The organism is Prosthecomicrobium sp. N25 (genome assembly GCF_037203705.1).
Taxonomy (GTDB): Bacteria; Pseudomonadota; Alphaproteobacteria; order Rhizobiales; family Ancalomicrobiaceae; genus Prosthecodimorpha.
The window spans coordinates 482652-495173 of sequence record NZ_JBBCAT010000003.1 but is presented as its reverse complement, the minus strand read 5'-3'; the positions used below and the strand labels follow the sequence as shown (position 1 = coordinate 495173).

Annotated in this window: 7 protein-coding genes; 1 reads left to right on the top strand and 6 read right to left on the bottom strand. The window is 72.4% G+C overall.

The features are described 5' to 3' along the window. Nucleotides 1-28: 28 nt before the first annotated feature. The 6 genes from WBG79_RS21540 to WBG79_RS21515 all read right to left on the bottom strand — a co-directional run bounded on the left by WBG79_RS21540 (nucleotide 29) and on the right by WBG79_RS21515 (nucleotide 10000). Nucleotides 29-1156, bottom strand: a complete 1128-nt coding sequence (locus WBG79_RS21540; RefSeq protein WP_337359281.1) for an iron-containing alcohol dehydrogenase — start codon at nucleotides 1154-1156, stop codon at nucleotides 29-31. 294 nt (nucleotides 1157-1450) lie between these two features. Further along, nucleotides 1451-1852 (bottom strand): type II toxin-antitoxin system VapC family toxin, encoded by a 402-nt coding sequence (locus WBG79_RS21535; protein WP_337359280.1) that lies wholly within the window; start codon nucleotides 1850-1852, stop codon nucleotides 1451-1453. Then, entirely contained in the window at nucleotides 1849-2091 is a 243-nt protein-coding gene (locus tag WBG79_RS21530) for an antitoxin (protein WP_337359279.1), read from the bottom strand. The genes WBG79_RS21535 and WBG79_RS21530 overlap by 4 nt, the downstream gene beginning before the upstream one ends. A 62-nt stretch (nucleotides 2092-2153) precedes the next feature. Continuing rightward, nucleotides 2154-4298, bottom strand: coding sequence for a flagellar biosynthesis protein FlhA (gene flhA / locus WBG79_RS21525; RefSeq protein ID WP_337359278.1), 2145 nt, complete (start codon nucleotides 4296-4298; stop codon nucleotides 2154-2156). Between the two features lie 104 nt (nucleotides 4299-4402). Beyond that, the gene (locus WBG79_RS21520; protein WP_337359277.1) at nucleotides 4403-7075 is read right to left on the bottom strand and encodes a serine/threonine-protein kinase; all 2673 of its coding nucleotides are present in this window, start codon (nucleotides 7073-7075) and stop codon (nucleotides 4403-4405) included. 102 nt (nucleotides 7076-7177) lie between these two features. Next, complete coding sequence (locus WBG79_RS21515) at nucleotides 7178-10000, bottom strand: serine/threonine-protein kinase (RefSeq protein WP_337359276.1); 2823 nt, start codon at nucleotides 9998-10000, stop codon at nucleotides 7178-7180. 208 nt (nucleotides 10001-10208) lie between these two features. Here WBG79_RS21515 and WBG79_RS21510 point away from each other — a divergent pair, with 208 nt between their 5' ends. Further along, a complete protein-coding gene (locus WBG79_RS21510; protein ID WP_337359275.1) occupies nucleotides 10209-12521 on the top strand; it encodes a bifunctional salicylyl-CoA 5-hydroxylase/oxidoreductase in 2313 nt (770 codons plus the stop codon). The last annotated feature ends 1 nt before the right edge of the window (nucleotide 12522 follow it).

Below are 12522 nucleotides of genomic sequence, written 5' to 3'. Positions count from 1 at the left end.
AATGCCGTAGCGGCATGAGGATTTGCGGTCACACCATGACGGCGTCCAGGAGGGTCCGGTAGTCGGCCGCGGAGGCGGCGCGCGGGTTCGTCGGGTGGCTGTGGTCCTCGAGCGCGCGCTCGACCACCCAGGGCAGCGCGGCCGGGTCGAGGCCGAGGGTCTTCAAGCCCGCCGGGATGCCGAGGCGGCGGTTGAGGGCGTCCAACTCGTCGGCGAGGTTGGCGGCCTCGGGCAGGCCCATGGCGGCCTTCAGGCGGGCGAGCTTGTCGCCGGAGGCCGGCGCGTTGAAACGGACGACCGGCGGCATCAGGACGGCGTTGAGGGTGCCGTGGTGGAGGACCGGGCTCTTGAGGCCGCCGAGCGCGTGGCTCAGGGCATGGACGGCGCCGAGACCCTTCTGGAAGGTGAGGCCGCCTTCGAGGGCACCCATCATCATCTCGGTGCGGGCGGCGAGATCGGAGCCGTCGCGGTGGGCCGTCTCGATGGTGCGCCAGATCCGGCCGGCGCCGTCGAGCGCGATCGCCTCGGCGGGCGGGTTGTAGCGGGGGCTCAGGAAGGTCTCGATGCAGTGCGACAGGGCGTCGAGGCCGGTCGCGGCGGTCAGCCACGGCGGCAGGCCGAGGGTCAGTTCAGGGTCGCAGACGGCGCGGCGCGGGATCAGGTGGGGCGAGATGAAGCCGAGCTTGCGGCCGTCCTCGAGCGTGATGAGGGCGGCGCGGCCGACCTCCGAACCGGTCCCGGCGGTGGTCGGCACGGCGATCACGGGGGCGACCGCGGCGGTGATCCTGGGCAGGCCGCCGAGGATCGCCGCATAGGTCGAGAGCGGCCCGGGGTGGGTGGCCAGCAGGGCGACGCCCTTGGCGAGGTCGATCGGCGAGCCGCCGCCGGCCGCCACGATCCCGTCGCAGCCGCCGGCGCGGTAGACCTCCAGGGCAGCCAGGGTGGCGCCCTCGGTGGGGTTCGTCGGCACGTCCAGGAAGACGGCCGGCGACCCGCCGCAGAGGCCGGCGATGCGCTCGACGAGGCCGGTCGCCGCGAGGCCGCGGTCGGAGACGACGAGCGGCCGCCTCACCCCGAGCGCGGCGAGCTGGTCGGGCAGGGTGGCGACCACGCCGGGGCCGAACTCGATGGTGGTCAGGTACAGGATGGCGGACATGGGTTCTCTTCCAAAGCCTGGGACATCGAGCGCGTTTGGCGAAGCCGTCGGCGTGCGCCGATGTGGCCTCGACCCGGGCGGCCTTCGCGATGCGGGGTCCGCGCAGGACGCGCGAGCTGCCCAGGAAGCCGCGGCGGACCCGGAGCGTCAACCCGAATTCCACGCTTGCCGAAATGTCGGGCCGGGTCTCGCGCCGTGGCCCTGAGCGGCGCTGGCTCCGAACAGACCGAGGCCGTCGCCGTCGTGAAACGAATTGGCCCGGGCCAACAACGTGTCACAGGTCCGACCATCGATTCAGTGACCGGGCCAATCCTCGACTTTCAAGCCCTCGATCCTGGCAAACTCCCGGACGTTCGCGGTCACCAGAATCAAATCGCGCGCCAGGGCTTGCGCCCCGATCAGCACGTCGTAAGGGCCGATCGGCGTTCCCGCCTTGCGAAGCCTGGCCCGGATTTCGCCGGCGCAGAGTGCGTCGGCGGCAGTAAAGTCCAGAACTTCGAACGCGAGCCGGGAAAGATTGCGAAGGTTCTGCTCGATCTTACCGCTGCCGTAGGCGCCGTAGGCCAGTTCGTGCAAGACGATGGCGGACATCGCGACGGCGTCGGCCGGCAGGCGTCGGAGGCGGGCAGCCAGGGGGCCCGTGCGATCCTCCATGAGGGCGATCACGGCGTTCGTGTCGAGGAGATGGCTGTTCATTCGAACAGCTTGTCGAGACCCGGCCGCACCTGGTCCTCGACGGGCTCGAGCGCCGTCGAGACCGCGTCTTCCGTCAGTGGCTCGAGCTTGTCGAGCCAATCCCAGTTCTTCGCGATCGGTTCGAGAACGACGGCGTTGCCGGACCGCCTGATCCGCACCTCGTCTACGTCGAAGCGGAATTCCTTGGGCAGGCGGACCGCCTGCGAGCGGCCCGTCCAGAACACCTTGGCGGTGGTCATGAGTGTCCCTCCGTTTGCCGTATATCGGTAATATACGGCATCGGCGCCCCATGACCAAGCGTTCATACCGTCCCCACCGTCTTCAGCCTTACCCGCGGGTGGACCTCGGCCTGGCTCATGACGACCGTGTGGGCGCGGAAGCGTTCGACGATGGAGCGGACGTGGGGGCGGACCTGGGGGCTCGTCAGGAGGACCGGGATCTCGCCCATGCGGGCGGCGTCCTCGAAGGCGTCGCGGACGGCGTTGACGAATTGGCCGAGCTTGGAGGGGGCCATGGCGAGGTGCTTCTCGTCGCCCTCGCCCTGGAGGGCCTCGGCGAAGGCGAGCTCCCAGGCGGGGGAGAGCGAGATCAGCGGCAGGTAGCCGGACGGCGACAGGTTGGCGGCGCAGATCTGGCGGGCGAGACGGGTGCGGACGTGCTCGGCGATGCCGGTGACCGAGCGGGTGAAGCCGACCGCCTCGGCAATGCCCTCCAGGATGCCGGAGAGGTCGCGGATCGAGATGCGCTCGTTGAGGAGCGTCTGCAGGACGCGCTGGATGCCGGAGACGTTGATCTGGCTCGGCACGATGTCCTCGACGAGCTTGTGCTGCTCCTTCGGCAGGTCGGAGAGGAGCTTCTGGACGTCCGCGTAGGAGAGAAGGTCGGCGACGTTCGACTTCAGGATCTCGGTCAGGTGGGTTGAGAGCACGGTCGCGGGATCGACGACGGTCAGGCCGCGGATCGCCGCCTCCTCGCGCAGCGCCGGGTCGACCCAGGTGGCGGGCAGGCCGAAGGTCGGCTCGGTGGTCTGCAGGCCGGGCAGGTCGATCGGGCGTCCCTCCGGGTCCATGAGCATGAAGAGGTTGGCGTAGACGACGCCGCGGCCGGCCTCCACTTCCTTGATCTTGATGACGTATTCGTTGGCCTGGAGCTGGACGTTGTCGAGGATCCGGCAGGGCGGCATGACGAAGCCCATGTCGGAGGCGAGCTGGCGGCGGAGCGCCTTGATCTGGTCGGTCAGGCGGTCGGAGCCGTCGGGGCCGTTGATGAGCGACAGGAGCGCGTAGCCGAGCTCGACCCGAAGGTCGTCCATCTTGAGGACCTCGGCGATCGGCTCCTCGGCGGGCGCGGCGCCGGCCTTGGCGGCGGCCTCGGCGTTGACGGCGTCGAGGGCCTGGCGGGTCGCCTCGTCCTTCTTGTCGCGCTCGGAGACGAGGGCCAGGAAGCCAGCCGTGCCGGCCAGCGCCAGGAAGGGCAGGGCGGGCATGCCGGGCAGGAAGGCGAGGGCGGCCATGACGGCGGAGGACATGCCGAGCGCCTTCGGGTAGCCGGACAGCTGGCGCATGATCGCCTTGTCGGCGGCGCCCGAGACGCCCGCCTTGGAGACCAGGATGCCGGCGGCGGTCGAGACGATGAGGGCCGGGATCTGGCTGACGAGGCCGTCGCCGACGGTCAGCACCGTGTAGCTGTGGGCGGCTTCCGAGAAGGTGATGCCCTGCTGGAAGACGCCGATGATGATGCCGCCGACCACGTTGATGAAGGTGATGAGCAGGCCCGCGATGGCGTCGCCGCGCACGAACTTGGAGGCGCCGTCCATGGCGCCGAAGAAGCTCGATTCGTCCTCCAGGTCCTTGCGGCGCTGCTTGGCGGTCTTCTCGTCGATGAGGCCGGCGGACAGGTCCGCGTCGATCGCCATCTGCTTGCCGGGCATGGCGTCGAGGGTGAAGCGGGCGGCCACCTCGGCGATGCGGCCGGAGCCCTTCGTGATGACCACGAAGTTCACGATGATCAGGATGGCGAAGACGATCAGGCCGATGACGAAGTTGCCGGCCATCACGAAGTTGCCGAAGGCCTCGATGACGTGGCCGGCGGCGTGGGTGCCCTCGTGGCCGTGGGCCAGGATGAGGCGGGTCGAGGCGAGGTTCAGCGCCAGCCGCAGCATGGTGGCGATGAGCAGGACGGTCGGGAAGGCCGAGAACTCGAGCGGGTGGTGGATGAAGAGGCCGGTCATCAGGACCAGCACCGAGAGGGTGATCGAGATCGCCAGGGCCAGATCGAGCAGCCAGGCGGGCAGCGGCACGATCAGGACCATCAGGATCGACATCACGCCGAGCGCGAGCGCGATATCGCCCCGGCGCGCGTGGCCGATCAGGTCGGAGAGGGACGGGAACTTGAGCGGCGTGGCCTGCGGGCCCGGGGCTCCGCCCCCTGCGGTCGTGTCGGTCATCGGATCGGCTCGGCCTCGGCTCGCGCGCCCGGAACCCTCCGGCACGGCTGGGCAAATTTTGCCGGCCGCATGGTTAAGGGGCGGTTAATTCCGGGGCGGCCCGGCTACTGGCGGGGCCAGCCGAGGCGGGTGAGGGCCGCGTCCGCGGCCCGGTTGCCCTGGGCGGCGGAGAGCCGGTAGAGGCGGACAGCCTCGGCCTCGTTGCGGAAGAGGCCGCCGATGCCGCGCTCGTACGCGGAGGCGAGGCGGAACTGGGCGAAGCGGAAGCCGATGCGGGCGCCGATCTCGTAGAGGCGCACCGCCTCCTTCTCGTCCTTGGGCAGGCCGCCGATGCCGAGTTCGTAGGCCCAGCCGAGATAAGTGCGCCCGGTGTCCGAGTTGCGATCGGCGGCGAGCCGGTACAGGCGGACCGCCTCGGCCTCGTCCTTCTGCAACCCGCCGGTGCCGCGCTGGTAGTGGAGCCCGAGGTTCGCGGAGGCGGCCGGGAGGCCCTGGTCGGCGGCGAGCCGGTAGAGCCGCACGGCCTCGACGTCGTTCTCGGGCAGGCCGCCGAGGCCGCTGTCGTAGGCGCTGCCGAGGCCGTTCAGGGCGTTGCGGGCGTTTCGCTCCGCACCCGCCCGGTAGAGCCGGACGGCCTCGACCTCGTCGCGGGGCAGTCCGCCGATCCCGCGCTCGTAGTAGTAGCCGAGCGCACCCATGGCCAGCCCCGAACCGCGCTCGGCGCCGAGGCGGGCATAGCGGGCCGCCTCCTCGATGTTGCGGCGCTGGCCGAGCTGGCCGAATTCGCTCGCCTCGCCGAGGCGCGCGGCGGCCTCGGCCGAGCCGTGCGCGGCGGCGAGCCTGAACAGGCGGAGCGCTTCGGCGTCGCTGCGCACAAGGCCGCCGGCCCCGCGCTCGTAGGCCTGGCCCAGCGCGTGCTCGGCCTCCGGGTGCTGCGCGGCGGCGGCGAGCTCGAAGAGGCGGACCGCCTCCTTGTCGTCCCGGGCGAGGCCGCCGAGGCCGCGCCGGGTGGCATCGCCGAGGCGGGCCTGTCCGGCGGGGTCGCCCTGGGCGGCGGCGAGGCGGTAGAGCCGGACCGCCTCGGCCTCGTTCCGCTCGACGCCGAGGCCCTGCTCGAAGAGGCGGCCGAGCTCGGCCTGGGCGGACGCGGCGCCGGCGGCGGCCGCCTCCTTCAGCTTCGCCAGGGCGTCCGGGGCCGGCGGCGCGGGGAGCGGCGGGATGGCGACGGGCGGGGGCCGGCCGTCGGCCGCGGGGGGGACGGTGGCGGCCTGCCGGGCGGGGGCGGGGGCGTTCCCCTCGGGACCGGCGGTCCGGGCCGCCGGGGGCTCGGCAGGGGCGGCCGGCGGCGGCGCCGGACGGGCGGTCCGCGGCGGATCCCGGGCGAGCGCGGCGAGGCGGGCCTCCGCGGCTGCCTTCGCGGCGCAGGCCTCGCAGGGGGCGGCGGCGACCGCGCGCAGCCGCGCCGGATCGTCGGCGGCGGCTTCGAGCGCCGCCTTCTCTTCGGCCAGCACGGCGAGCCGGCGGCGGACCTCCGTGCGGGCGGCGGCCGTGGCGGCGCCGTGCAGGAGGGGGTCGAGGCGGGCCACCTCGAAACCGGCTTCGGCCAGCGCGGCCTCGTCGGCGCGGCGGTCGAGCCAGGGCGGCACCATCAGGGCCGCGGCGGCGGTCGCGCCCATGAGGACTACGACCAGAAGGGCGGGCACGAGGCGTCCGGCGAGCCCGGCGGCGGGCTTGCGGACCACCGGCATGGTGGCGGGCTCCGGCGCGGCCGGGGGCCGGGCGGGGGCCCGGGCGGGGACGGCGGGGCTGTCCCAGCCGAGGGCGGCGCGGAACTCGGGGATGGATTGGGGGCGGTCGCGCGGGTCGAGGCTCAGGGCCCGGTCGATGGCGAGGAGGAAGCCGGGACGGTAGTCGACGCCGGGTGGCAGGGCGGCCGCGGCGGGGACGTAGGGGTCCTGGCCGGGTCCCCCGGGGCGGTAGGCGAACTGGCGGGCATCCGCGGCGGCCGGGACCTCTCCCGTCACGGCCCGGTAGAGGGTCGCCCCGAGGGCGTAGATGTCGGTCGTCCGCCCCATCACCGCCAGCGCGTCCTGGGCGATCTGTTCGGGCGGGGTGTAGCCGGCGCTCTGGAAGGCGGCCGTGGTGAGGCTGGAGCGGTCGAGGCCGGTGCGGCTGGTGCCGAAGTCGATGATGACCGGCCGGCCGTCGTGCCGGATCATGATGTTGTCGGGCTTCAGGTCGCGGTGCAGCTCGTTGGCGTCGTGAAGGTACTCGACGGCGTCGAAGACCCCTTCGAAGACGGTGCGCAGCGCCGCCTCGTCGGGGCGCCGGCCGAGGGCCGCGAGGCGCTTCAGGGCGGTCCCGTACGGCACCCCCTCGACGAAGCTCATGACCAGGTAGGCCGTGCCGTTCAGGCGGAAGAAGTTCTCGCCGCGCACGATGCCGGGGTGGTCGAAGCGGGTCGCGATCTTGCGCGCTTCCTCGATGAACCGCTCGAGCATCGCCTCCACGATGGTCCGGTCGTAGCCGGTGCGCTCGGCCCAGGACGCCATGGTGACGGTGCCGTCGGGCCGGCGGTCGAATGCGGAGGCGACGAAGAACTCCTTGATGGCCACCCGGCGGCCGAGTTCGGCGTGGCGGCCCTCGTAGGTGATGCCGAAGCCGCCGCGGCCGAGGAAGCGCACGACCTGGTAGTCGCCGAGCCGCGTCCCCGGGGGCAAGGCCTCGGGCGGGGCGGCCTCGCCGCGGTCGGTGTGACTGTCGGGCGGAGCGGACATGGTCCTGTCCGGCGTTTCCTCGTGGAGAATGACGGTAGCGCGGGCCGGGCGGGTCCGGGAAGGGGCTCGCGCGGGATTTGACCGGCCGTGATCGGCGAAGCCTCAGCGCTGGCCGAGGCGCGCGAGGGCCTGGATGGCGGCCGGGTCCTTCTGGTCGGCGGCGAGCCGGTAGAGCCGGACCGCCTCCCGGTCGTCCTTGGGCAGGCCGCCGATGCCGCGCTCGTAGGCCGACGCCAGGGCGACCTGGCCGCGCGGGTTGCCCTGGGCGGCCGACAGGCGATAGAGGCGGACGGCCTCGGCGTCGTTCTTCGCCAGCCCGCCGGCGCCGCGCTCGTAGAAGCTGCCGAGGTTGAACTGGCCGTAGTCGCTGCCCCGTTCGGCCGCAATACGGTAGAGCCGGCCGGCCTCCGCCTCGTCCTTCGGGATGCTGCCGAGGCCGCGTTCGAAGAGGTTGGCGAGGTTGTTGAGGGCGAGGAGGTGGCCCTTGTCGGCCGCCACGGAGTAGAGCCGGGCCGCCTCGCGCTCGTCGCGCGGCAGGCCGCCGCCGCCCCGGGCATACAGGATCGCGAGGTTGAACATGCCGACCTCGTCGCCGAGGTCGACGGCCTTCTGGAAGAGGCGGGCGGCCTCGGCCTCGTCGAGCTGGAGGCCGCCGATGCCGCGGGCGTAGGCCACCCCCAGGTTGGCGTAGCCGCGGGCGCTCCCCCGGTCGACCGCCTTGCGGTACCAGCGGACGGCCTCGCGCTCGTCGCGGGGCAGGCCGCCGTAGCCGCGCTCGTACGAGAAGCCGAGGCTGTTCAGGGCGTTCTCCTCGCCCTGTTCGGCCGCCAGCCGGAACAGGCGGACGGCCTCGAACTCGTTCTGGGGCACCCCGCCGACGCCGCGCTGGTAGAAGATCGCCAGGTTGTTCTGCGCGACCGCGTTGCCGCGGTCGGCGGCGATCCGGTAGAGCCGCGCCGCCTCGGCCTCGTCGCGGGCGATGCCGCCGAGGCCGAACTGCAGGAAGCGGGCGTAGTTGGCGATCGCGAACTCGTCGCCGCGGTCGGCGGCCGCCTTGTAGAGGCGGGCGGCGGCGGTCAGGTCCTTGGGCAGTCCGCCGGCCCCGCGCTCGGTCAGCCAGCCGAGGTTGTTGGAGGCGCGCGGGACGCCGCGGTCGCTCGCCTGCCGGTAGAGCCGGGCCGCCCGGGCCTCGTCGCGGGCGAGGCCGCCGCCGCCCCGTTCGTAGGCCATCCCGAGCGCCAGCATGGCGAGTTCGTCGCCCTGGTCGGCGGCCTGCCCGTAGAGCCGCACGGCCTCGGCCTCGTCGACGGCGAGGCCGCCGAGGCCCTTGGCGTGGAGGGTGCCGAGATTGTAGCGGGCCCGCGCGTTGCCGCGCTCGGCGGCGGAGCGGTACAGGCGGACCGCCTCGGCCTCGTCCCGGGGGAGGCCGCCGCGGCCGCGCTCGTGGGCCGTGCCGAGGTTGACCTCCGCGTCGGCGAGGCCGTCGGCGGCGGCGAGCCTGAGCAGGCGGACGGCCTCGGGGTGGTCGCGCTCGGGGCCGGGGAGCAGGTCGCCGCCGCGCCGGGCGCGGGCCTGGGCGAGGCGACTGCGGACGGTGTCGCGGGTCAGGCAGGCCTCGCAGGGGGCGGAGGCGAGGCGCTCGAGCCGGTCGAGGTCCGTGCCGGCCTCGGCGAGCGCGCGGGCTTCGGCCTGGACGACGTCGAGCCGCCGGCGCGCCTCGGCGGCGGTGCGGCGGCCGGCGGTGTCGGCGATGAGGCCGAGGCGGGTCTCGTCGTAGCCGGCGGCCGTCAGCAGGGCCTCGTCGGACCGCGACGACTGCCAGACCCAGATCCCCGCCGCGATTCCGACGAGGAGCAGGGCGATGCCCGCCGCCAGCACGGTTCTCAGACGCCTCGCCGGGTGCGGTCCGGGCGGCGGGGACGGTTCGGGCGGGGAGGGAACGGCGGGCTCGGGGGCCCAGCCGAGGGCCTTGCCGAGTTCGGCGATCGACTGCGGGCGGCGGCGAGGGTCGAGATCGAGCGCGCGGTCGATGGCGGCGAGGAAGCCGGTGCGGTAGGCGCCGGCGGCCTCGCCGAGCGCCGCGGCGACCGGGACATGGGGGTCGCGGCCGGGGCCGCCCGGGCGGAAGGCGAGCTGGCGGCGGTCGCCGGCGATCGGCGTGCGGCCGGTCACGGCGCGGTAGAGGGTGGCGCCGAGGGCGTAGATGTCGGTCGGCCGGCCGAGCACGACGGTCTCGTCCTGCGCGATCTGCTCGGGCGGCGAGTAGCCGGCGGACTGGAAGGCGTTGCTGGTCAGGCTGGAGCGGTCGAGGCCGGAGCGGGACGTCCCGAAGTCGATCAGGATCGGCGTGCCGTCCGCCCGGATCATGATGTTGTCGGGCTTCAGGTCCCGGTGCAGCTCGTCGCGCTCGTGCAGGTAGGCGACCGCCTCGAAGACCGGCTCGAACACCTTGCGCAGGTCCGCCTCGGAGGGGCGGACGCCGCGCTCCGACTGCTCCTTCAGGACGGCCGCGTAGGAGCGGCCCTCCACGAAGGTCATCACGAGGTAAGCGGTGTTGTTGAGGCGGAGGAAGTTCTCGCCCTTGACGATGTTGGGATGGTCGAAGCGCGTCGCGATCTTCTTCGCCTCGTCGATGAAGCGATCGAGCATCTCGCGGGTCACCTCGTCGGTGTAGCCGGTCTGGTCCGCCCAGCCCGAGCGCGTGACGCCGCCGGTGTTCTCGCGCTGGAACGCGCCGTCGATGAAGAACTCCTTGATGGCGACGCGACGGCCGAGATCGCTGTGGCGACCCTCGTAGGTGATGCCGAACCCGCCCCGTCCGAGGAAGCGGACGATCTCGTAGGATGCGAGCCGCGTCCCGGGCGGCAGCGCCTCCGGGGGACCATGGCCTCTGCCGACGATGACGGTCTCTTCGTCCTGGCTCACGGGGGTCCGGCTTCGACGGTCGAAGGCTGCAGCCTAGTCCAAGCCAGGCGTGATCTGAAGCCCGGCCGGGCGGTCTCTCGCGGCGATGCACCTTGAATTGATCGGCCATGCGCGCCGGGCGGCCCGCGCGCGATTGACGGGGACCCTTGAGGTTCGTATATTTTAAGTCTGAAGTAATTCGGAGCCCGCAGGGGAGGAGAGGACGGCCATGCGCATCGTCTGCATCGGAGGCGGGCCCGCGGGGCTCTATTTCGGGCTCCTCATCAAGAAGCTCGATCCGGCCCATTCGGTCACGGTGGTCGAGCGGAACCGGCCCTACGACACGTTCGGCTGGGGCGTGGTCTTCTCGGACGCGACCATGGAGGCGATGCGCCTGTGGGATCCGGAGACCGCGCGCGAGATCGAGGACGCCTTCAACCACTGGGACGATATCGAGCTCCTCTTCAAGGGCACGCGCCAGCGGACGACCGGGCACGGCTTCGTCGGCATCGGCCGCAAGAAGCTCCTCAACATTCTGCAGAAGCGCTGCGAGGACCTGGGCGTCGAGCTTGTCTTCGAGCGCGAGGTGGACTCCGACCTGGAGTTCCCGGACGCGGACCTCGTCATCGCCTCGGACGGCATCAACTCGAAGATCCGCAACCGCTACGCCGACGTGTTCCAGCCCGACCTGGTGGTGCGTCCCAACCGGTACATCTGGCTCGGGACCGACAAGAGCTACGACGCCTTCACGTTCGACTTCCGCAAGACCGAGCACGGCTGGTTCCAGGCGCACATCTACAAGTTCGACGAGACGACCTCGACCTTCATCGTGGAGACCACCGAGGAGACCTTCCGGGCGCACGGGATCGACGGCTTCGACCAGGACCGGTCGATCGCCTTCTGCGAAAACCTGTTTTCCGAGGTCCTCGACGGCGCCCGCCTGATGACCAATGCGCGGCACACGCGCGGCTCCGCCTGGCTGAACTTCCAGCGGCTCGTCTGCGGGCGCTGGAGCCACTTCAACGGGCGCAGCCACGTGGTGCTGATGGGCGACGCGGCGCACACGGCGCATTTCGCCATCGGGTCGGGCACCAAGCTCGCCATCGACGACGCCATCGAACTGACGAAGCAGTTCCAGGCCTTCGGTCACGCGGCCGACCGCATTCCGGACGTGCTCGAGGCCTACGAGGCGGTGCGGCGGGTCGACGTTGCGCGCATCCAGAACGCCGCGCGCAACGCCATGGAGTGGTTCGAGGTGGTCGGCCAGCGCTACGCCGACACGATGGAGCCGGAGCAGTTCATGTACTCCATGCTGACCCGCTCGCAGCGGATCAGCCACGAGAACCTGCGCCTGCGCGACAAGGCGTGGCTGGAGGGGTACGAGCGCTGGTTCGCGCGCAAGTGCGGCATCCCGGTCGGCAACGGCCGCGCGGCGCCGCCGATGTTCACCCCCTACCGGGTGCGCGGCGTCACCTTGCCGAACCGGATCGTCGTCTCGCCGATGGCCATGTACTCGGCCGTCGACGGCATGCCGAACGACTTCCACCTCGTCCATCTCGGGGCGCGGGCCATGGGCGGGGCGGGGCTCGTCTTCGCCGAGATGACCTGCCCGTCGCCGGACGCGCGCATCACGCCCGGGTGCCTGGGGCTCTGGACCGAGGCGCAGGCCGAGGGCTTCCGGCGCATCGTCGACTTCGTGCATGCCCAGTCGGCCGCCCGGTTCGGCATCCAGCTCGGGCATGCGGGGAGGAAGGGCTCGACCTCGGCGCCGTGGGACGGCGAGGTGCCGCTGACGGAGGGGGGCTGGCCGCTGATCTCCGCCTCGGCGGTGCCCTACCACGCGGACGGCCCGTTGCCTCGCGCGATGGACCGGGCCGACATGGAGCGGGTCCTGGCCGACTTCGTGCGGGCCGCGGAACTCGCCGCGACGACGGGCGCGGACTGGCTCGAGCTCCACTGCGCCCACGGCTACCTGCTGTCGAGCTTCCTGTCGCCGCTGACAAACCGGCGGACGGACGCCTACGGGGGCAGCCATGCCGGCCGCGCGCGCTACCCCCTGGAGGTCTTCCGCGCGATCCGGGCGGTCTGGCCGCAGGACAAGCCGATCTCGGTCCGTCTCTCCTGCCACGACTGGGCGGAGGGCGGGAACACGCCGGAGGACGCGGCCATCTACGCGGCGCTCTTCAAGGAGGCCGGGGCGGACCTGATCGACTGCTCCTCGGGCCAGGTCTGGGCCGAGGACGCGCCGGTCTACGGGCGGCTCTACCAGACGCCCTTCTCGGACAAGATCCGCAACGAGATCGGCATCGGCACCATCGCGGTCGGGGCGATCTCGGAAGCCGACCACGCCAACTCGATCATCGCGGCGGGCCGCGCGGATCTCTGCGCCGTCGCGCGGCCGCATCTGGCCGACCCGGCCTGGTCGCTGCACGAGGCGGCCCGCATCGGCCTCACCGACGTGCCCTGGCCGAAGCAGTACCTGTCGGGCAAGCGGCAGTACGAGACCAACCTCGCGCGGGCCGCGACCGGGGCGGGGAAGTGAC